The following is a 20,132-nucleotide window of genomic DNA, read 5'->3' as shown; positions in this document are numbered from 1 at the left end:
GGAGACGACGGGCGGCTGCCACGGGGGCTCGCCGGACGGTGGTGGAGGTACGCGCGGCGGCTCGGTCATCGAGAGGTGCACCGGCCTTTCCGCACGCGGGGAAACTGTGCGGCGAACGTATCAAACAACTCCGACCGGGCACCGAAATCATCCACCGGTTGACGGACGCCGTGCTACCGTGCCGAATTAGAACACGTTCTACTTTTCTGGAGGATTCATGACCGTGGAACAAGCCGGGCTCGCCGAGAAGATCGACGCGGCCGTCGACTCTTATATCGAGCTGCTCAACTCGGGTACCGCAGAGCAGATCGCCGACCTCTACGCCGCGGACGCGACCGTCGAAGACCCCATCGGCGCGGACATCCGCGACACCCGCGAGCAGCTGGTGGAGTTCTACTCGGTGATCACCGGTATGGACGAGCGCACCGCGACGCTCAAGTGGAAGAAGATCGCCGGCGACACCGCGGTCTTCGAGTTCACCCTGGTCACCAAGACCGCCGGACTCGCCTTCGAGATCACCCCCGTCGACATCATGGTCTTCGACGCCGAGGGCAAGGTGTCGACGATGCGCGCGGTCTGGCAGCAGTCGGATCTCAAGCAACTCTGACCGCGATCCCTCCGCTCCTGAGAGAGCCCGGAGCTTGCGGAGGGCGAGTCAGCCTTGCTCCCTGAGGTGCGAGGAGCGCAAGCGACGAGCCACGAAGGGCCTGGTGGACGGCGGTTTCTAGCGATCCCCCAGACGTCTTGCGGGCCCTTCGTGGCTCGCTTCGCTCGCACCTCAGGGAGCAGAGAATACGGACGCTCAGGAAGGGTCAGCCCCGCCCCGTCGGCCTCAGCACGATTTCTTCGGGGTGGGCGTCGGCCGGGGTGGCGATGGCGTGTACGACTGCTCGGGCGACGGTCGCGGGATGCAGGAACCGCGACCCGTCGTACTCGTCTCCTTCGATGGCGACGATGTCGCGCTGCATGTCGGTGTCGATGCGGCCGGGGAAGACGGACGTCACCCGGAGGGTCGGTTCCTCGACACGCAGCCCGTCGGCGAGCGCCCGCGCCGCGAACTTGCTTGCTGCATAGGGGGTCCATCCGGGGTTGACCCGACGTCCCGCGCCGGAGTTGATGAACACGACGTGGCCCGCAGCCGCTCGCAGAGCGGGGAGCAGCAGCCGCGTCAGCTCGGCGGCCGCGATGAGATTCACCTCGAGGATGTGACGCCATTCCTCGACCGGCGTCTCCGCGACGTGCTCGAGACTGCTGGCTACTCCGGCGTTGTGGACGAGGACGTCGAGCTCGGTGATCGCCTCGACCGCGGCTTCGACCTCGTCGTAGTCGGTGAGGTCGACGGCGAAGGTGCTCGCGCCGTCGAGTTCGGTCGCCAGCCGATCGAGTTCGGGGGAGGGTCGTCCGCCGAGCAGGAGGTCGTGGGTGGGCGCGAGCTGGCGGGCGATCTCGGCTCCGAGGCCGCGGCTCGCCCCGGTGATCAACGCGGTGGGCACCTCTCGACCCTACTGCGAATCCGTGGGTGGCAGCCCCGTCGGGCTCGATGAGCAGACGCCGACGTCGCGGGGCACAATCGTCGACGTGGCCAGGTACGGATTCACCCCAACGCAGCTGTCGGCACGTGCCGCGTACCTGCTCCGAGGCAATGACCTGGGCACGATGACAAGCGCTGCGCCCAAGTTGTATCCGCACATGTGGAGCTGGGATGCGGCGTTCGTCACGGTCGGTCTCGCACCGTTGTCGGTGGAGCGGGCCGTCATCGAGATGGACACCCTGCTGTCGGCGCAGTGGCGCAACGGGATGATTCCGCACATCGTCTTCGCGAACGGCCGCGACGGCTACTTCCCGGGGCCGGCTCGCTGGGAGTGCGCCCGCCTCGCCGAGTGCGCGCCCGACTTCCCCGACACGTCCGGTATCACCCAGCCGCCGGTGCATGCGATCGCGGTGCAGCGCATCCTCGACCATTCCCGACGCCACGGTCGCACCACGCGCGCCGTCGCCAACGAGTTCATCGACCGGCGCTGGAGTTCCCTGGTGCGATGGCATCGCTGGCTGGCACACGCGCGGGACCCCAACGGCCGGGGGCGGATCACCATCTTCCACGGCTGGGAGTCGGGGATGGACAACTCGCCACGCTGGGATTCCGCATACGCCAACGTGATTCCCGGGGTGGACCTCCCCCCGTACCGACGCGCCGACCTCGATCACGTCGACGATTTCTCGATGCGACCCACCGACCTCGAGTACGACCGTTACATCTGGCTCGTCGAGCAGATGAAGCGGGCGAACTACGACGACGAATTGCTCCCGAAGGTGATGAGCTTCGCCGTCGAGGATGTGTTCGTCAGCGCGATCTTCGCCGTTGCCTGCGACGTGCTGGCGACGATCGGCGAGGATTACTCCAAGCCGCGGTCGGACGTGCGGGATCTCCGCGCGTGGGCTGACCGGTTCCGGGCCGGGGTCGTGTCCGCCGCCAACGACCGGAACGGTGCCGCAAGGGATTTCGACCTGCGCGCGAACTCGTGGATCAACACCGAGACGATCGCGGTGTTCGCGCCGCTGCTGTGCGGCGGCCTCTCCCGGGACCGCGAACGCGCGCTGCTGCGACTCTTCGACGGCCCGCGCTACTGCGGCCACCCGGATCTGCGGTACGCGGTCCCGCCGTCGACGTCACCGATCTCGGCCGACTTCCGCCCGCGCGAGTACTGGCGCGGGCCCGTCTGGCCGGTGATGACCTGGCTCTTCAGCTGGGCGTTCGCCCGCCGCGGCTGGACCGAGCGGTCGGCGCGCCTGCGCGAGGAAGGACTCCGTCAGGCCACCGACGGGACGTTCGCCGAGTACTACGAGCCGTTCACCGGGGAGCCGCTCGGCAGCATGCAGCAGAGCTGGACCGCGGCGTCGGTGCTCGACTGGCTCGACTAGAGCTCCCGCATCCGACGGCACACGTCGTCGTAGACGTCCACCAGCGGCCGGGGCGTCCCCGACGACCCGGGCCGCTCGTTGATCTCTACCCACTCCTCGAAGGCGCACTGCACCTCGAGATTGGCGATCTCCAGGATCATCCGTAGCTGACCGCGGGTTCGCGCCGAGCTGCGGTCGCCCAGGGCCTCGGGCCGTCGGCGTGACTTGTCGGCGTAGCGGCCGAGGGCGGCTCGGCTCAGGGTGGGTGTCGCGAGTACGAGTTTCTGCACGCGCATGAAATGGGCGGACACGTCGTCGCTGCGATCACCGAACCCCTCCAGGAGCTGCCGGTAGACGCCCTCGATGTCGGCGAGCGACAGGGCATCGGGGTCGATGCCGGCCAGATGGTCGTCGAGTGCCTGGTCGAAACCGAAGCGGTCGAAGAGCACGCACTCTTCCTTGGTCGGGAAGTACCGGAAGAACGTGCGCGGTGAGACCCCGGCGGCAGCGGCGATCTCGTCGACCGTCGTCTCGTCGAATCCGTTGCGCTCGAACAGTTCCACTGCGGCCTCGTGGATCTCCAGGCGCGTCGCATCTCGACGGCGGGCCCGCAACCCGCCGGTCTCGGAGGGTTCCGGCATGGGTCGAGACTAGCGGTCGACCCGCCGATATGTCAGTCGGTGCCACTCTGGCAGGCGCTGCCACTTTCCGGTAGCGTCGCCGTGTGATCGACCCGGACCACCACAGCGATGAGAGAACGACAGTGACCGAGAACGCCGCCCTCCCGGGCACCGACAACCGCACCGACACCGGCACGGATCGCAGCGCCGTGCTGCTCATCGGGGTCCTGCTGGTCGCGGCCTTCGTGGTGATCCTGAACGAGACGATCCTGAGCGTCGCATTGCCCACCCTGATGGCCGACCTCGAGATCACCGCCGCCACCGCGCAATGGCTCACCAGCGGGTTCCTGCTGACGATGGCGATCGTCATCCCGATCACCGGCTACCTGATGCAGCGATTCACCCTGCGTTCGATCTACATCGCGGCGATGACGTTGTTCACGATCGGCACCCTCGCCGCCGCCCTCGCGCCGGGCTTCGAACTCCTGATCGTCGCCCGCGTGGTGCAGGCGTCCGGCACCGCGCTCATGGTCCCGCTCCTGATGACGACGATCTTGAACGTCGTCCCGGAGCAGAATCGTGGCCGCACGATGGGACTGGTCTCCATCGTCATCGCCGTCGCGCCGGCCGTCGGTCCGACGGTGTCCGGCCTGATCCTGCAGTCCCTCAGCTGGCGAGCCATGTTCTGGATCGTGCTGCCCATCGCGATCGGTGCGCTGATCCTCGGCGGGGTGTTCGTCCGCAACGTCACCGAACGGCGGCCCGCGCAGCTCGACCTCATCTCGGTCCCGCTGTCGGCTCTCGGCTTCGGCGGTGTCGTCTACGGTCTCAGCAGCATCGGGGAGTCGGCGGGTGGGCACGCCCCGATCCCGCCGTGGGTACCGCTGGCCATCGGCGCCGTCGCGCTCGCGTTGTTCGTCGTGCGGCAGCTCAAACTCGCCGGTCGGGGATTGGCGCTGCTTGACCTGCGGACCTTCGCGATCGCACCGTTCCGCTTGGCCGTCGTGCTGATGGCCGGGTTCATGCTGACGCTCTTCGGCGCACTCATCCTGCTACCCCTCTTCCTGCAGAACGTGATGGGCAAGGACGTCCTGACCACCGGCCTCGTGCTCCTGCCCGGTGGCCTGGTGATGGGTCTGCTGGCGCCGTTCGTCGGCGCATTGTTCGACAAGGTGGGTGCACGACCACTGGTGCTACCGGGCACTGTGGCCGTCAGTGCCGGCACGTGGCTGCTCACCACGCTCGACGCCGGGTCGTCGTTGGGCATGGTGATCGCGGCTCACGTGATCCTCAGTGCTGGTATCGCTTTCGGTCTGACACCGCTCATGACCTCGGCGCTGGGATCGCTGAGTCCCGAGCTGTACTCGCACGGCAGCGCGACCGTCAGCACCATCCAGCAGGTCGCGGGAGCGGCAGGCACCGCGCTGTTCATCACGCTGATGTCCCGGGGTACACAGTCGGCCATCGACGACGGGGTGAACCCGCTGCAGGCGGGGGCCGACGGCATTCATCTGGCCTTCGTCGTCGCGGCCTGCCTGTCGCTTGTGCTCATCGCAGCGGCCGCGCTCGTCCGTGGCCGAACGGGTGCGCCGGCGGCCCGGGCCGCCGAGTCGGCCTAGCCGCTCGACCGTCGGCCCGGCCGGCTCACCGGATCCGGTAATCCAGCAGACCGGACCAGAACTCGTCGGGGATCTCGTCGCCGGCGCGCAGCACCTGCGCCAGGCCGGCGGCCATGAAGACGCCGAGCAGACCAAGCCACAGCCCGGACACCGAGATCGCCACCCAGGCGATCACGACGGCGGCAGGCCACGGGTCGAGGATCAACAAGACCGGCGCGAAGAAGAAGCCCGCCCCGATGAACCACGAGGACAGGGCGCGGTCGCACCGCATGWCCGCGGTCAGCCACCGCGGACTCGAGCCCGTGGGCGCGAGGAGTGCAGCGGGCCTTCTGCCGACGACGGCCGGTCGGTCGGTCATCGGACACCTCCTCTGCGGATCGTCGTGATCCCAGTGTCGGCGTCAGACGTCGTGAGAGCCACTACCTCTCAGGTAGTCGCCGCACCCGGGCCGATGTCGTGTGCGAGTGCCACCGCATCGTCGGGTCAGGCCGTCGTCCGGTGCTCTTCGTTCGGGTGTGCGTGCGGAAAGCCGATGGACCGCAATCTATTCAGTGCATGGGTACGGGCCCGGTGCTGGTTGCCCGGCGGCGGCACGTAGACACCCGCCCAGATCCCGGTCAGGTGGGTCGGATCGTCCAGGGCGAGGCGGGCGCAGCGCGAACGGATCGGACAGCGGACGCACCCGTCGACAGCGTGCCGATTGGCCAGGCTCCGGGCACCGGCGGCCTGCTCCGGGAACCAGGCGTCCGGGTTCGAGGTACACGTGGGTCGCATGTCAGGCACCTCGCCGACACCGACGCGCACTTCGTCCACAACCTGTCGTGCTGGTTGCGCCGGCAACCGTCACCCACTGACGCCGATGGCCCATTGATCCCTCCGATCAAACTGAGAACGTATGTTGTCAGAGTCTGGTCGAAGGTGCAACACCGATCGTGAATCACGTTGCCGCGCGGTCGCAGTCGTGCCTGGCAGGCCCGCGGAGTGGAGACATGAGACGGCGCCCGGCTGGGTTCTCAACCGGGCGCCTGGGCCGGGTCGCTCGCATGCGGCGGAACCGGCTTGCCGACCGCGGTACCCGACCGACCAGGGGCCGAAACGGTGAGCACCAGCGGGTCGATGCCTGCGTGCCCGTCCGATCGCCCTGCACGGGACGGGCCGGTTCCGTAGCACGCCATTACAGCGCCGTCACACCTACGAAACACGACGCTTGTTTCATAACAGGGGACAAAGTCCACTACGGGGAGTCGCGGCGATTGGGCCGCGGAACCCGGATGTCGTCGACGTACCGCCGCCCGCGAGTACGCCCAGATCGAACCTGTGAAGGAGCATCGTGACCATCGAGAGTGCCAAGGCCCTGGAGTTCCGCGTGACCAGCGGCGGATACGAGGATCTGCCGAAGATGCCCGAGGCGGAGTACCCGGGCACCGAGGGCTTCATCGGCGACGTCTACGAGAACCCGGACGGAAGCCCGATGTGCAGCGGGTACTTCGAGCTGCGCCACACCGACGAACCGCTGTACTACGAGTACGAATACGACGAGATGAAGGTCGTGCTCGAAGGCGAGTTCCTCCTGGAGAACAAGGAGACCGGGCAGAAGACCGTGGCCAAGGCCAAGGACGCGATCTTCTTCCCGAAGGGGTCCAAGATCTACTTCAGCACCCCCGACTACGCGCTCGCCTTCTACACCGGGTTGCGCGACGCCACCCTCCTCTGAGTCGCTGCCATGTCGCAGATCGACTTCTCCAGCGTGCCGACGTGGGCACGTCCCGGCGTACCGATCGAGGCGACGACGCCCGCGCCGACCGGCAACTCGTACGTCCTGGTCGGTGTCGGGAATGTCGCCGAAACCCTGGCTCGCTGGGAGTCATCACTACCTCCACGTGCCACCACGCGTATCCACGGGGATACCGACTCGGTCGCCGCCCAGCTCGGCAGCACCCTCGGCGAAGCCGTTGTCGGCGTGCGAGTCTGGATAGCGGCGGAGCCGGGATCGGCACTGACACTGCGCGCGGTCGCGCTCGGTGCCGGACTCGAGGACGACGAGATCGCCGTCGTGCCGCTGACTTCCGCGCCGCAGTCCGTCGTGCAGATCTTCTGCGCACACTGCCGATCGGTCACCCGCGCGGCCGCGGCCGTCGATGACATCGTCGGGTGCGTCGGTTGCCGTCGCGACCTGCGCGTGTACCACCATGTCTCGCGTCGAACCGGACAATATCTGGGTTTCATGGCCGACGCCGAGACCGCCCAGTCGGCCTGTCCGGGAACCGGACCAGGCGAGGTACCCACCCTCACGAAGGATCCCTCATGAACACCGGAGTGGCCGAGATGAGCAGCCCCGAGTCCGTCGTGCGTCCCGGAGCCGGCGCGACGACGCTGGAACTCGTCGTCACGGCTGTCGACGCCCCCGCCCGAGACATCCGCGCGATCACCTTTTCCGACCCCGGCGGCAACGTGCTGCCCGGTTACATCCCGGGCAGTCACGTCGTCGTGCACGCGGGTGCCTTCACCAACGCCTACAGCCTGACCGGCGACGGCGCGCATCCGTTGCACTACTCGATCTCGGTGCTCCGACTCGATGACGGCAAGGGCGGATCGCGTTGGTTGCACGACGAACTCGAGGTCGGCGCAACGGTGTCGGTGGGGTTGCCGCGCAGCGCGTTCGCTCCGGTCGCCCGGGCGCGTAAACATCTCCTGATCGCCGGCGGGATCGGGATCACGCCGATGATGTCCCACCTTCGGTCGGCGGCTCGCTGGCGCCGGGATGTGCAAGTGCTGTATGTCTTCCGTGATTCGGCGGCCGCCCACCTCGACGAGGTCACCGCACTCGCCGGACCCCGTGCCGAACTGTTCACCGACCGGCACTCTTTCGCCGATCGCCTCGCACAGACCCTGCGTACCCAGCCGATCGGTACCCACCTGTACGTATGCGGTCCGGCGGCGATGATCGACGCGGTCACTGCTGCGGCGGTGGACGCCGGTTGGCCGGAATCGCGGATTCATCTCGAGCGGTTCGGGATCGACGCTCTCGACGCCGGCGACCCCTTCCGTGTGGAGCTGACCGCTTCCGGGCGGACGGTCGATGTACCGGCGGGGACGAGCATGCTCGAGGCTCTCGAGAACGAGGGCATCGTCGTGCCGAATCTCTGCCGGCAAGGCGTGTGCGGTGAGTGCCGCATCCCGCTCGCCGGCGGTATCCCGGTCCACCGCGATCTCTACCTCGGCCCCGAGGAGAAGGACGCGGGCAACGCCATCATGCCGTGCGTCTCGCGCGCCGCGGCCGTCAGCACCCTGGAGGTTCCCCTGTGACAGACACTCTCGACCCGGGCGGAGCGACGACGACGGTCGCGCCAGATCTCCTCGCGGGCTTCCCGTTCCCGTTCCCCGAGGACCGCTATCGTTACAGCACGAATGTCGAGCCGGCCCGGACCCCGGTGACCACGGCGGCCGGCGAGTGGGGGACGTCGGCGGTCGACATCGATTCGGAGTACCGCACCGAGATCGATCAGCGCGCGGTGATCCTGGCCGCCGATCCCACCCGCCATGCTGTGTTGCCGCATATGGTCCCGGCCGCGTGGGACGCGATGTTGACCGTCATGGGTGAGCTCGCCGCGACCTGTCCCGGGTTCCGGCTCGCGTCGACCGGACCCGACACCTGGTTGTGGCACAACGAAATCCTCGGGATCGAGCAACACTTCCGATACGGTGACCCGGCGTCACTTCCCGAGGAACCGTTGCGCTACATCAGCTCTCAGGTCCAGGAGGACATCGCCCTTCTGGATCAGCGCAATGGGCAACTCCACGTCGATGCCGGGGTCGTCACCTTCGCCGCCGATTGGAGTTTCGGGTTCGACGTCGGGATGAGCTTCCTCGAGATCCACGGACCGGTGCCGCGCATCCACCCCGAAGGCGTTATCACCCGTGCGCACGAGTTCCTCAAGCGCCTCCAACCTCATCAGCCGTATCGACGAACCAACTGGACGTTGACGATCGACCGCAGGCTCGACGTCTCGACCGAGATCTATCACAAGTGGGGACCGGACCGGGAGGTCATCCAACAGGTCCCCGACGACGAGTTCGGCAGGCGGATACACCTCCGCGTCGAAGTGCAACACCTCATCCGGCTGCCGGATTCGGGTGCGGTGATGTTCCTCATCCGGACGTACATGCTTCCGCTCGAGCAACTCGCCACCGTCGAGGTCTGGCGCCGACGCACCGCGGAGGTGTTGGCCGAATTGCCCGGTGACATGGCCGATTACAAGGGCATCATCAAGTTCCGGGATCGTGCGGCGCAGTGGCTGCGCGCGGCCGCACCGGCGACGCAGGAGACCACCGGGGCCGGCATGCCGCGGTGGCCCGCCTCGCCCCCGGCCGTCGACACCACCGGGGCGGCGTTCCTCGTGGTGGCGATCGGCGACGATCCGGCAGCCGCGCACGTGTCACGGAACTGGGTGGCGGCCGCCGAGGCCGCCGGAGGGACGCGGTTGGTGGTCCTGGACTCACTGGGCGACGCGGTCGACAGATCGGCGTTGCAGTCTGCTCTGGACGAGTGCCGCACCGGTACCCGAGTCCTGGTCACCGGCGGGCAGTACGACGTCATGACGGCACTCGCCATGGCGCGTAACGCGGGGGCGGTGGCGGCCGAACTGTCGTGCTATGTCACGCACACCCGCGACCTACCGCTCTACTGCGCGCATTGCCGCGAGACCTTTCGCGCCGAGGCCGTTGTCGGCGGCGTCGTCGCGTGCCCCGGTTGCGCTCGGGATCTCGAGGTGCACGAACACCATTCACCGGTGATGGGCAGCTTCCTGGCCTCTGCGGTCGGCGGCGACGAATGACCGCGGTCGCCGTAGGGCAGTACCCGGCCCACCTTCATCCGGCCTATGCCACCGGTCCGCGACCGATGCGTGTCATGTCCGTGCGACAACTCACCGACGAGGTCACGCATTTCCGGTTCGGCCCCGTCGACGACGCCCACGCGGTCCTGACCGCGTACCAGCCGGGCAGCCATCTCATCATCTCGGCCGGCGGACAGCGGAATGCCTACTCGCTCGTCGACGACGGGATGTACCCGACCAGCTACGGCATCTCGGTGTTGCGACGTGGTGCGGGCGGTGGTTCGGATTGGTTGCACGACAACCTCGTCGTCGATGCCGTCATCGAGATCGAGGGTCCGCGTTCGATGTTCCCGCCGGTGCTCGATCAGCGCGGCGCATTGCTGATCGCGGGCGGAATCGGGGTCACTCCGGTGCTGTCGCACGCCCGTGCCCTCGCTCGGGACGGGCGTCGGGCCGACATCGTCTACTCCTATCGGCGTGGATGCGGTGCGCACACCGAGGACCTGCGGGCGCTCGCCATGCAACCCTCCGTGACGCTGCACGAGGTGTCCGGGGCCGCGGCCACCATGCGGGTGATCGCTGAGCGATTGCGGGCGCAGCCGCTCGGAACGCACGCCTATGCCTGTGGTCCCACGTCACTCCTGGAGGCGTACACGCGGCTCGCGGAGGACGCCGGATGGCCCAGCGCGCGAGTACATCTCGAACGTTTCACCGCCCCCGAACAGGATCCCGGCGATCCCTTCACCGTGACGGTGGCGTCTTCGGGCCTCCGCATCGACGTGCCACCGGGTGTGTCGCTGCTGCAGCGGTTGCTCGACAACGGCGTCCCGGTGCCGAGTCTGTGCCGCCAAGGCGTGTGCGGCGAATGCCGAATCCCGGTGCGAAGCGGCCGAATCGAGCACCGCGACTTCGTACTGACCGACGACGAGAAGACCGTGGGCGACGCCATGCTGTGTTGTGTCTCGCGCGGTCAGGACATCGAGGTGGACCTGTGAGCATCGAGTCGTTCCCGACCCGTCGGGTCGACCACCTGGCGAACCTGCCGTGGCCGTTTCCGGACGAGATGGAGGAGTTCTCCTACAGCGTGAACGTCGAACCGGCACGCATTCCGCGTCCGACCCGGGCCGGCGAATGGGGCAGGCACCTCGTCGATCTCGGCGGCGCCGAGTATCCGGAGATCATGGCCGAGCGACGGCGGATCCTCGACGCCGATCCGACACGCGTCCGTGTGCGCCCGGGGATGGAACTGGCCTCCTGGGATCTGCTGTTGTACTACCTGCGCGATCTCGGTCACGCCTACCCCGCGGCGATGGAGCTCACCGAACACGGTGACGGTCGATTCCGTTGGTGCAACCGGCTTCTGGGTACGGATCAGGAGTTCGTCCTGGGTGATCCGGCCACCCTTCCCTACGGCCCCATGGAATTCCTGGCGCGTGAGGTACCCGACGACCTGCTGCTCGTCACCGAACGCGACGGGCACCTGTACTTCGACGCCGGCGTGGTCACCTTCGCCGCCGCGTGGTCGGTGTCCTTCGACGTCGGGATGGACATGTACGAGATCCACGCGCCCGTTCCCCGCATGCTCCGCGAAGGCATCGTCGCCCGCGCCGAACAATTCCTGCGGAGGCTACCCGCAGACCAGGTGTACCGCAGGGTGAACTGGACGCTGTCGGCGTCGGACTCCCACAAACTCGACGTCAGCCTCGAGGAGCTGCCGGAGTGGGCGGCCGACGTCGCGGGCATGATCGCCGACGGCGATTTCGGTCGCGCGCGACTGCGCATCGAGCTGGAACACTTCGTCCGGTTGCCGATGTCGGGTGCGGTGACGTTCAATATCCGGACATTCATGGCCTCGCTCGAGGACGTGAAGCGCATACCCGAGTGGGCCGGTCAATTGGCGACCGTCATCGAGACGCTCGGCGAGGACATCGCCGCCTACAAGGGTTTTCTCGACTATCGCGACAACGTCGTCGCATACCTCCGCGGTCAAAGTCGCCCGTGAGCCCTGGTCCCGTAACACCCGACTTCTCGTAGAGTCCCAGAACCGAAAGATCGCTCATGGAACCCATACTCGCCGCCAATGCCGACCTGGCATGGATGCTGGCGGCCTTCGTCTTCGTCCTGCTGATGTTCCCGGGCCTGGCCTTCTTCTACGGAGGCATGGTCGGATCGAAGAACGTCCTCAACATCATGACGATGGTCATGTCCACCCTGGCGATCACGGCGGTCCTGTACGTCGTGATCGGGCACGGCCTGGTGTCCGGTCCGTCGGTGGGCGGGTGGGGCCTCATCGGCAACCCGACCGACTACATCGGCCTGACCAACTGGCTCACCGACGACGCTTCCGGCGCCACCCAGACGCTCTACTTCGCAGCCTGGTTCATCCTGTTCGCGGCCATCACGATCGCGATCGTCGCCAGCGGCGCGGCGGGCCGGATGAAGTTCTCGGCGTGGCTGGTCTTCGCGCCGATCTGGCTCATCGTGGTGTACTTCCCGGTCGCCCACTGGGTCTTCGCGGCCGACGTCGACGACAACTACAGCGGCGGTTTCCTGCTGAACGATCTCGAGATCGTCGACTACGCAGGCGGCACCGCCGTCCACATGAATGCCGGTGTCGCGGCCCTTGCCCTCGCGGTGGTGCTCGGTGCGCGCAAGCGGCGGATGGAGCGCCCGCACAACGTGCCGATGACGATCATGGGCGGCGGCATCCTGTTCTTCGGCTGGTTCGGGTTCAACGGCAGTTGCGCGCTCGGCGCCAACTTCCTCGCGCAGGCCGTCATCCTGAACACACTGCTGGCCGGTTCGGCGGGCATGATCGGGTTCGCGATCATCGAGAAGTGGCGCGAGGGGCACGTCACCTCGCTCGGCATGATCACCGGCACCGTCGCGGGCCTCGTCGGGATCACCCCCGCGGCCAGCAGCATGGCACCGCTCGGTGCGCTGCTCGTGGGCATCTTCGCCGCGGCGGTCGTGGCGTTCCTGCTGAGCTTCAAGAGCAAGCTCAAGATCGACGAGACGCTGGATGCCTTCGCCGTGCACGGCATCGGCGGGATCGTCGGAACCATCTGCATCGTGCTCTTCGCCACCGAGGCCGCGCCGGCCGGTGTCCAGGGGATCTTGTTCGGCGGTCCGGTGGACATCGTCTGGCGTGAGCTCGCCGGCATCGTCATCACCTGCACGTACTCGTTCGTGATGACCTGGCTGATCGCCAAGGGACTCGACAAGCTCATCGGCATGCGCGTCGACGAGGAGACCGAGATGGTCGGCCTCGACACCGCGGTCCACGCGGAGACGGCGTACGAGATCCCCGCCGCCTCGGTCGGTCACGCCGGCGGACTCGCGACCATGTCGCCGGCCCGCGCCGCGGACAAGGTGGAGGAGGCGATGCCGCCGTCGACTCCGGCCTCGGCGCCACCGGCCGGGGTCTGATCCATACCGGTCATCGGTTGGCAACTGCTCGGGGGTTCACCGTTCGACGGTGGGCCCCCGAGCGCTGTGCGTCCGAGGACGTGGAAAACGTTGCCGGACAGATTGACACCCACCGCTCACGGAGTCGAAACAGGGACGAAACATCCACCAGGTCTACTAATAGTAGACAGTGGTTCACGCGAGTGGACATGCGGAACGAAAGCCCTTAGAGTCGACCCCGGAGCACATGATGACAACCACCGAGACAACGACCGGCGAACTCGCCGATCTCTGCGCGACGCACGGCACCAAGTTCATCCTCGCGATGTTCGTCGACCTCCGCGGCAAGCCCTGCGCCAAACTGGTGCCGGTGGAAGCGGTGGACGAATTGGCCACCGAGGGCGTAGGTTTCGCCGGATATGCGGTCGGCGCGATCGGCCAGGAGCCGAAGGATCCCGATCTCATCGCGATCCCCGATGTCCGGTCCTTCCTGCCCATCCCGTTCATCAAGGAGGGCCTCGCGGTCGTCCAGTGTGATCCCCATGTCGAGGGCAAGCCGTGGCCGTTCGCGCCCCGGAACATCCTCAAGGCGCTCATCGCGCAGACCGCGGACGCGGGTTTCGAGCCGTGGGTCGGGGCCGAGGTCGAGTACTTCCTCCTGAAACGGGCCGCCGACGGCTCGCTGGTGACCGCCGACGCCGCCGATGATTCCGACCAGCCGTGCTACGACGTCCGCGGTCTCACCCGGATGTACGACCACCTCACCACCGTGTCCACCGCGATGAACCAACTCGGCTGGAGCAACTACGCCAACGACCACGAGGACGGGAACGGCCAGTTCGAGCAGAACTTCGCCTACTCCGACGCGCTCACGACCGCCGACCGCGTCGTCACGCTCCGGTACCTGCTCTCCGCCCTGGCTGCGGAGAAGGGCATGATCGCGACCTTCATGCCGAAACCCTTCGCAGAGCGCACCGGGTCGGGTCTGCACTTCCACCTGTCCCTTACGCAGGCGGGCGACCCGGTGTTCCCGCAGGTCACCGACGACGAGCGAGGACTGGGGTTGTCGGAGACGGCGTACGGGTTCATCGGTGGGATTCTGGAACACGCACCCGCGCTCCAAGCCGTGATCGCACCGACGGTCAACTCCTACAAGCGAACCGGTGCGACGGCGACGCGCTCGGGTGCGTCCTGGGCTCCGCGGCGGGCGACCTACGGCGGCAACGACCGCACCCACTACATCCGGGTGCCCGATGAGCAGCGCGTGGAGCTCCGTGGCGGTGACGGGTCGGCGAATCCGTACCTGGCCGTCGCCGCGCTGCTCGGTGCGGGACTCGACGGCATCAAGCGGAGTCTGGACCCGGGCGCCGTCGGCAACTGCCCCGGCCACATCGCCGAACTCCCGCTCACCCTCCTGCACGCGGTGGAGGCGCTGGAGGCCGACGGGGTCGTCGCCGGCACGCTCGACGCCGCGCTTCCCGAGGACTGGCCCGAGGACGAGCAGCGGGTCTCGGCATACTTCGCCGGACTCAAACGCGACGAGTTCTTCGACTGGCACGCGGCGGTCACGCCGTGGGAGGTCGACAAGTACCTGACGGCGTTCTGACCGTCCTTCCCCCAGAACACAAGATCTCTCAACGAGATTCATCGATCGACGTAAGGAACTGATCATGTGCGGAATCGTCGGGCTGCACCTGCGCAACCCTGACCTTCACCCCCGGTTGGGCGAGATGCTCGCCGGGATGCTCGGCGAGATGCAAGACCGTGGCGCGGATTCGGCGGGTATCGCCGTCTACGGCAACCCCACGTGGGCACCGCCCGGACACGGCTGCATCTCCCTCCTCGAACTCGACGTTCTTCCCGACGAGGTGTCCACGACGCTGGGCGCGGCCCTCGGCGTGCCGGTCGCGGCACAGACGATCGACGTGACGCTGGTGGCCTCCGCCCCGGCGCCGGCCGACGAGCTGCTGGCCGCCGCCCGGGCCGCATACCCGCAGGCCCTGGTGGCCGGTTTCGGGTCGGACCTGACCGTCCTCAAGGGCGTCGGCGCACCCCGTGACCTGACCGAATCCTGGGGCCTGGCCGCGGCGTCGGGATGGCAGGGCGTCGGGCACACCCGGATGGCGACCGAATCGGCGGTCACCTCCTCGGGCGCACATCCGTTTGCGGTCGGCCCCGAACAGTGCCTGGTCCACAACGGTTCGTTTGCGAATCACGCGACCATCCGGCGTGAACTACGCGCTGCCGGAGTGGAGTTCGACAGTGAGAACGACACGGAGGTGGGGGCGCGCTTCGTCGCACACCAGCTGGCGGCGGGCAAGGACGTGGAAACAGCACTGAAAGAGGTCTGCGCGAACTTCGACGGTTTCTACACGTTGCTGGTGTCGAATCGCGATTCGTTCGCGGTGGTGCGCGACGCCATCGCATGCAAACCGGCCGTGATCGCCGAGACCGACGACTGGGTGGCCATGGCGAGTGAGTACCGCGCACTGGCCAAACTGCCCGGCGTGGAGAACGCCCGCATCTGGGAGCCCGAGCCGGAGGTCGTCTACGCATGGACTCGATGACCGCCGAGTTTCCCTCCACCCCTACCGTTCCCGCCTCGAACGACACGGCGAAAGCTGAGACGATGAACCCCAATCACTCCTTCGACCTCGCCGAAACCCCGTTGCGCGAGATCAACTCGATGCTGCACGGGGACATGTCCGGCGAGATCGTCATCGACAACCCGGCCGGAGCCCACAGCGTCGCCGCGGGAGTCAACCTGCCGGTGAAGATCACGATCAACGGCCACGTCGGCTACTACGCCGCGGGCATGAACCAGCAGGCCGAGGTCACCATCGACGGCAACGCCGGCACCGGCGTCGCCGAGAACATGATGAGCGGCAGTGTGATCGTGAAGGGCAACGCCTCGCAGTCGGCCGGCGCCACCGCGCACGGTGGACTCCTCGTCGTCGAGGGCGATGCCGCGGCACGCTGCGGCATCTCGATGAAGGGCGTCGACATCGTCGTCGGCGGAAACGTCGGGCACAACAGCGCTTTCATGGCTCAGGCGGGCCGCCTAGTCGTCCGCGGCGACGCCGGCGACGGTCTCGGCGACTCGATCTACGAGACCCGCATCTACGTGCGCGGCGAGGTCGCCTCGCTGGGTGCCGATTGCATCGCCAAACCGATGCGCGCCGAGCACCTCGAGGAACTGGCCGGGTTGCTCAAGGCGGCCGGTTTCGGCGACGACGACCCCCGCGACTACACCCGCTACGGCTCCGCCCGCGAGCTCTACCACTTCAAGGTCGACAACACCTCCGCGTACTGAGCCGTCCTCCGCTCCCTGAGGAGCGCCCGGAGCTTGCGGAGGCGCAACCCCTGCTCCCTGAGGTGCGAGGAGCGATAGCGCGGCCGACCACCTGCTCCCTGAGGTGCGAGGAGCGTTAGCGACGAGCCACGAAGGGCCGCAACGTCGCACGACCACACGACGAAAGAGAACCACCATGACCGACAACCTGAGCGTCGAACAGCGCGGCCTGCGCGAGTCGGCCACGTTCGACCGCACCACCATCGCCGCGATCCAGCGCGCGGCTGAGACCGGCATCTACGACATCCGTGGCTGGGGCGCCAAGCGCAAGCTGCCGCACTTCGACGATCTGCTGTTCCTCGGCGCGTCGATGTCCCGCTACCCCCTCGAGGGTTATCGCGAGCGCTGCGACACCGACGTCGTCCTCGGCTCGCGAAATGCGAAGTACCCGTTGCATCTCTCCACCCCGGTGACGATCGCCGGGATGAGCTTCGGCGCGCTGTCGGCCGGGGCGAAGGAAGCGCTGGGGCGCGGCGCATCGGAGGTCGGTACCTCCACCACCACCGGTGACGGCGGGATGACGCCCGAAGAGCGGGGTCAGTCCAAACACCTCGTCTACCAATACCTTCCGTCGCGATACGGGATGAACCCTGACGACCTGCGCAAGGCCGACGCGATCGAGATCGTGCTCGGTCAGGGTGCCAAACCGGGCGGCGGGGGAATGCTGCTGGGACAGAAGATCTCCGAACGCGTGGCTGGGATGCGGACCTTGCCACAGGGTATCGACCAGCGCAGCGCGTGCCGTCACCCCGACTGGACCGGACCGGACGACCTGGCGATCAAGATCAGCGAGTTGCGCGAGATCACCGACTGGGAGAAGCCGATCTATGTGAAGGTCGGCGCCACCCGCACGTATTACGACGTGAAACTCGCGGTGCATTCCGGCGCCGACGTCGTCGTGGTCGACGGCATGCAGGGCGGAACGGCAGCGACCCAGGACGTCTTCATCGAACACGTCGGCATCCCGACCCTCGCTGCCATCCCGCAGGCGGTGCAGGCCCTGCAGGAGTTGGGCGTTCATAGGGAGGTCCAACTCATCGTGTCGGGCGGAATCCGCAACGGCGCCGATGTCGCGAAGGCGATGGCCCTCGGTGCCGACGCCGTCGCCATCGGCACCGCTGCGCTGATCGCGTTGGGCGACAACGATCCCCGATACGCCGCGGAGTACGAGGCGCTGGGATCGGCAGCAGGTTTCTACGACGACTTCCAGGACGGGCGTGATCCCGCGGGCATCAGCACGCAGGACCCGGAACTGTCGGCGCGTTTCGACCCAGTCCTCGGCGGAAAGCGCCTGGCGAACTTCTTGCGCGTGATGACGATGGAGGCCCAGACGATCGCCCGTGCGTGCGGCAAGGCGCACCTGCAGCACCTGGAACCGGAAGACCTCGTCGCCATCTCGATCGAGGCGTCGGCGATGGCCCGCGTTCCGCTCGCCGGGACGAACTGGATTCCGGGGGCCGGCCTGTGAGCACCGAGACCGCCTCGGTCGTCATAGTCGGTGGCGGCCTCGAGGGCGCGGCGGCCGCCTGGGCGTTGGGACAACGCGGCATCACTGATGTGATCGTCTGCGAGCGGGACACCGTCGGCGGCGGGATGACGGGCAAGTCGTCGGGCATCGTGCGCTGCCACTACGGCGTCGGTTCGCTGGCGGCGATGGCCGCGGTCGGACTCGAGGTCTTCGAGAAGGCGGAGGAGATCTTCGGCTCCGACATCGGATTCCGTCAGACCGGGTATGTCGTCGGCGTCGGCGAGCCCAATGTCGAGAACATGCGCAAGAGCCTAGCGGCGCAACGTGCGGTCGGCGTGCAGACCGAGGAGATCGACGCCGCCGACGTCGCCGCGATGTGGCCGACCGCCGACCTCGAACCCTTCGCGGCCTTCGGTTGGGAAGAGCGCGGTGGGTACGGGGACGCCTATCAGACCGCGCAGGCCTTCGCGGCCTCGGCGCGGGCATCCGGAATCCGAATTCGTCAGGGGACCAACGTCACCGGACTGATCGTCGACGCCGACCGGGTGGCGGGAGTCCGACTCGCGGACGGTTCGACGATCTCCGCAGACACCGTGGTCGTTGCCACCGGTGTCTGGTCCAAACCGTTCCTCGCGCCCTACGGGGTCGACATCCCGATCGAGGTGCACCGCGAACAGATCGTGATGATTCACCCCGGTGAGGACCTCGGCGAGGTGCCGGTCTTTTCCGATCTGGTGTCGCTGCAGTACGTCCGACCGGACGTCCGGGGCGAGATCCTGTTCGGCAACAGCGATCTCGCGGCGCTCGACATAGCGAATCCCGACGACTACCGGAACCGCGCGGACTCGGACTTCATCGACCTCACCGTCGACAAGGTCGGTACCCGGTTCCCCGGGTTCACCGATCCGGCCATCACCACGAGCTACGCCGGGTGCTACGACGTCACACCAGACTGGAATCCGATCATCTCCCGCGGGCCGCTGGACGGGCTCGTCCTGGCGGCCGGGTTCAGTGGCCATGGTTTCAAGATCTCGCCGGCGGTCGGCCGGTTGATCGCCGACCTCGTCGTCGACGGACGCAGCGCGGACCCGCGTATCCCGGAGTCGGACTTCCGGTTCACGCGGTTCGCTGAGGGTGACCTGCTGACGACGCGCTTCCCGTATGTGGGAGCCGGCGAGATGCGCTGACCGGGGCGCTGGATGATCCGAGGCCGTGGCCGTCGACAGGGGTGGAATCGTGTGTCAACTGTCAGGAAACGTTGTTTCTCACTATGCTGGCGGCGTGACGGACGACCCATTGATCCGGAATCAGTCCGGCACTGCGCGAGAGAGACCTGTCGACCAGTCGGTCGAGGAGCTGGAGCTCGAGACGGCGATCGCGCACAACGTGCGGCGCCTGCGACGTCAGCAGGGACTGTCGGTGGGAGACATGGCCACTCGCGTCGGCATCTCCAAGGCGATGCTGTCGAAGATCGAGAACGCTCAGACCTCGTGCAGTCTCAGCACGCTCGCCCGCTTGGCCAACGGCTTCGACGTGTCGGTCACCTCGCTGTTCCGCGGCGCCGAGATGGAGCGGTCGGCGGTGTTCGTCAAAGCGGGCGAGGGCTCGGAGATAGTGCGCGAGGGGTCCCGGGAGGGCCACGAGTACGAGCTGCTCGGCTCGCTGCGCGGTGAGCACAAACGCCTGGAATGTCTCCTCGTCACCTTGACGGAGAAGTCGGTGACCCAGCCGTTGTTCCAGCATGCGGGAACCGAGTTCCTGTACGTCCTCGAGGGCGTGATGGACTACGCCCACAGTCGCTCGGTGTACCGGATGCACCCGGGCGACTCGCTACAGCTCGACGGTGAGGGCGCGCATGGACCCGTCGAACTCGTCGAGCTGCCGGTGCGCTTCCTGTCGGTGATCGCGTTCCCGGATTCGGCCGTGTGACAG

General features: G+C 67.4%; 20 protein-coding genes. 16 read left to right on the top strand and 4 right to left on the bottom strand.

The features are described from left to right. Positions 1 to 217: 217 nt before the first annotated feature. Positions 218 to 607 (top strand): nuclear transport factor 2 family protein, encoded by a 390-nt coding sequence (locus tag A9310_RS13875; RefSeq protein ID WP_065631129.1) that lies wholly within the window; start codon positions 218 to 220, stop codon positions 605 to 607. A gap of 205 nt (positions 608 to 812) precedes the next feature. Here A9310_RS13875 and A9310_RS13870 read toward each other — a convergent pair whose 3' ends face one another. Continuing rightward, entirely contained in the window at positions 813 to 1,493 is a 681-nt protein-coding gene (locus tag A9310_RS13870) for an SDR family oxidoreductase (protein WP_065631128.1), read from the bottom strand. Positions 1,494 to 1,578: 85 nt separating this feature from the next. On the opposite strand from A9310_RS13870, the gene A9310_RS13865 reads away from it, so the two are divergent. After that, entirely contained in the window at positions 1,579 to 2,919 is a 1,341-nt protein-coding gene (locus A9310_RS13865) for an amylo-alpha-1,6-glucosidase (RefSeq protein WP_065631141.1), read from the top strand. Here A9310_RS13865 and A9310_RS13860 read toward each other — a convergent pair. Next, positions 2,916 to 3,539, bottom strand: coding sequence for a TetR family transcriptional regulator (locus A9310_RS13860; RefSeq protein ID WP_065631127.1), 624 nt, complete (start codon positions 3,537 to 3,539; stop codon positions 2,916 to 2,918). The genes A9310_RS13865 and A9310_RS13860 overlap by 4 nt on opposite strands. 122 nt (positions 3,540 to 3,661) lie before the next feature. Between A9310_RS13860 and A9310_RS13855 the strand changes: the two genes are divergently transcribed. Then, positions 3,662 to 5,137: an MDR family MFS transporter gene (locus A9310_RS13855; protein WP_065631126.1), complete on the top strand. Its 1,476-nt coding sequence runs from the start codon at positions 3,662 to 3,664 to the stop codon at positions 5,135 to 5,137. Between the two features lie 25 nt (positions 5,138 to 5,162). Here the strand turns inward: A9310_RS13855 and A9310_RS13850 are convergent, their stop codons facing one another. After that, positions 5,163 to 5,495, bottom strand: a complete 333-nt coding sequence (locus tag A9310_RS13850) for a hypothetical protein (protein WP_065631125.1) — start codon at positions 5,493 to 5,495, stop codon at positions 5,163 to 5,165. Between the two features lie 125 nt (positions 5,496 to 5,620). Continuing rightward, complete coding sequence (locus tag A9310_RS13845) at positions 5,621 to 5,911, bottom strand: WhiB family transcriptional regulator (RefSeq protein WP_065631140.1); 291 nt, start codon at positions 5,909 to 5,911, stop codon at positions 5,621 to 5,623. A gap of 556 nt (positions 5,912 to 6,467) precedes the next feature. On the opposite strand from A9310_RS13845, the gene A9310_RS13840 reads away from it, so the two are divergent. The 13 genes from A9310_RS13840 to A9310_RS13780 all read left to right on the top strand — a co-directional run bounded on the left by A9310_RS13840 (position 6,468) and on the right by A9310_RS13780 (position 20,129). Next, the gene (locus A9310_RS13840; RefSeq protein ID WP_058252945.1) at positions 6,468 to 6,851 is read left to right on the top strand and encodes an ethanolamine utilization protein; all 384 of its coding nucleotides are present in this window, start codon (positions 6,468 to 6,470) and stop codon (positions 6,849 to 6,851) included. Positions 6,852 to 6,860: 9 nt separating this feature from the next. Beyond that, on the top strand, positions 6,861 to 7,445 hold the full coding sequence (locus A9310_RS13835) for a dimethylamine monooxygenase subunit DmmA family protein (protein ID WP_065631124.1): 585 nt from the start codon (positions 6,861 to 6,863) through the stop codon (positions 7,443 to 7,445). Continuing rightward, on the top strand, positions 7,442 to 8,443 hold the full coding sequence (locus tag A9310_RS13830) for a PDR/VanB family oxidoreductase (protein ID WP_065631123.1): 1,002 nt from the start codon (positions 7,442 to 7,444) through the stop codon (positions 8,441 to 8,443). The genes A9310_RS13835 and A9310_RS13830 overlap by 4 nt, the downstream gene beginning before the upstream one ends. Continuing rightward, positions 8,440 to 9,972: a DUF3445 domain-containing protein gene (locus A9310_RS13825; RefSeq protein WP_065631122.1), complete on the top strand. Its 1,533-nt coding sequence runs from the start codon at positions 8,440 to 8,442 to the stop codon at positions 9,970 to 9,972. The genes A9310_RS13830 and A9310_RS13825 overlap by 4 nt, the downstream gene beginning before the upstream one ends. Continuing rightward, positions 9,969 to 10,967 (top strand): PDR/VanB family oxidoreductase, encoded by a 999-nt coding sequence (locus tag A9310_RS13820; RefSeq protein ID WP_065631121.1) that lies wholly within the window; start codon positions 9,969 to 9,971, stop codon positions 10,965 to 10,967. The genes A9310_RS13825 and A9310_RS13820 overlap by 4 nt, the downstream gene beginning before the upstream one ends. Beyond that, positions 10,964 to 11,974, top strand: a complete 1,011-nt coding sequence (locus tag A9310_RS13815; protein ID WP_083207379.1) for a DUF3445 domain-containing protein — start codon at positions 10,964 to 10,966, stop codon at positions 11,972 to 11,974. The genes A9310_RS13820 and A9310_RS13815 overlap by 4 nt, the downstream gene beginning before the upstream one ends. A 56-nt stretch (positions 11,975 to 12,030) precedes the next feature. Further along, positions 12,031 to 13,401 carry an ammonium transporter gene (locus A9310_RS13810; RefSeq protein WP_065631120.1) on the top strand — a complete coding sequence of 457 codons (1,371 nt, stop codon included), beginning with the start codon at positions 12,031 to 12,033 and terminating at the stop codon, positions 13,399 to 13,401. Positions 13,402 to 13,630: 229 nt separating this feature from the next. Then, entirely contained in the window at positions 13,631 to 14,986 is a 1,356-nt protein-coding gene (gene glnT / locus A9310_RS13805) for a type III glutamate--ammonia ligase (protein ID WP_065631138.1), read from the top strand. 64 nt (positions 14,987 to 15,050) lie between these two features. Next, positions 15,051 to 15,947, top strand: coding sequence for a glutamine amidotransferase (locus A9310_RS13800; RefSeq protein WP_065631119.1), 897 nt, complete (start codon positions 15,051 to 15,053; stop codon positions 15,945 to 15,947). Then, positions 15,935 to 16,693 carry a protein glxC gene (locus tag A9310_RS13795; RefSeq protein ID WP_065631118.1) on the top strand — a complete coding sequence of 253 codons (759 nt, stop codon included), beginning with the start codon at positions 15,935 to 15,937 and terminating at the stop codon, positions 16,691 to 16,693. Before A9310_RS13800 ends, A9310_RS13795 begins: the two co-directional genes overlap by 13 nt. A 175-nt stretch (positions 16,694 to 16,868) precedes the next feature. Next, positions 16,869 to 18,200, top strand: coding sequence for an FMN-binding glutamate synthase family protein (locus A9310_RS13790; protein ID WP_065631117.1), 1,332 nt, complete (start codon positions 16,869 to 16,871; stop codon positions 18,198 to 18,200). Further along, a complete protein-coding gene (locus tag A9310_RS13785; protein WP_065631116.1) occupies positions 18,197 to 19,387 on the top strand; it encodes an FAD-binding oxidoreductase in 1,191 nt (396 codons plus the stop codon). Before A9310_RS13790 ends, A9310_RS13785 begins: the two co-directional genes overlap by 4 nt. 49 nt (positions 19,388 to 19,436) lie before the next feature. Beyond that, complete coding sequence (locus tag A9310_RS13780) at positions 19,437 to 20,129, top strand: XRE family transcriptional regulator (RefSeq protein WP_065631115.1); 693 nt, start codon at positions 19,437 to 19,439, stop codon at positions 20,127 to 20,129. Positions 20,130 to 20,132: the final 3 nt, after the last annotated feature.

This window comes from Gordonia sp. UCD-TK1 (assembly GCF_001691435.1).
Classification (GTDB): domain Bacteria; phylum Actinomycetota; class Actinomycetes; order Mycobacteriales; family Mycobacteriaceae; genus Gordonia; species Gordonia hongkongensis.
The sequence above is the reverse complement of the archived record's forward strand: the minus strand, read 5'-3'. Positions and strand labels throughout refer to the sequence as shown.

What these genes read in the sequence shown, in the direction of transcription:
- A9310_RS13835 (WP_065631124.1), top strand. Translation starts at nt 6,861, where the DNA reads ATGTCGCAGATCGACTTCTCCAGCGTGCCGACGTGGGCACGTCCCGGC.
- A9310_RS13810 (WP_065631120.1), top strand. Translation starts at nt 12,031, where the DNA reads ATGGAACCCATACTCGCCGCCAATGCCGACCTGGCATGGATGCTGGCG.
- A9310_RS13790 (WP_065631117.1), top strand. Translation starts at nt 16,869, where the DNA reads ATGACCGACAACCTGAGCGTCGAACAGCGCGGCCTGCGCGAGTCGGCC.
- A9310_RS13820 (WP_065631121.1), top strand. Translation starts at nt 9,969, where the DNA reads ATGACCGCGGTCGCCGTAGGGCAGTACCCGGCCCACCTTCATCCGGCC.
- A9310_RS13800 (WP_065631119.1), top strand. Translation starts at nt 15,051, where the DNA reads ATGTGCGGAATCGTCGGGCTGCACCTGCGCAACCCTGACCTTCACCCC.
- A9310_RS13845 (WP_065631140.1), bottom strand. Translation starts at nt 5,911, where the DNA reads ATGCGACCCACGTGTACCTCGAACCCGGACGCCTGGTTCCCGGAGCAG.
- A9310_RS13875 (WP_065631129.1), top strand. Translation starts at nt 218, where the DNA reads ATGACCGTGGAACAAGCCGGGCTCGCCGAGAAGATCGACGCGGCCGTC.
- A9310_RS13830 (WP_065631123.1), top strand. Translation starts at nt 7,442, where the DNA reads ATGAACACCGGAGTGGCCGAGATGAGCAGCCCCGAGTCCGTCGTGCGT.
- A9310_RS13795 (WP_065631118.1), top strand. Translation starts at nt 15,935, where the DNA reads ATGGACTCGATGACCGCCGAGTTTCCCTCCACCCCTACCGTTCCCGCC.
- glnT (WP_065631138.1), top strand. Translation starts at nt 13,631, where the DNA reads ATGACAACCACCGAGACAACGACCGGCGAACTCGCCGATCTCTGCGCG.
- A9310_RS13860 (WP_065631127.1), bottom strand. Translation starts at nt 3,539, where the DNA reads ATGCCGGAACCCTCCGAGACCGGCGGGTTGCGGGCCCGCCGTCGAGAT.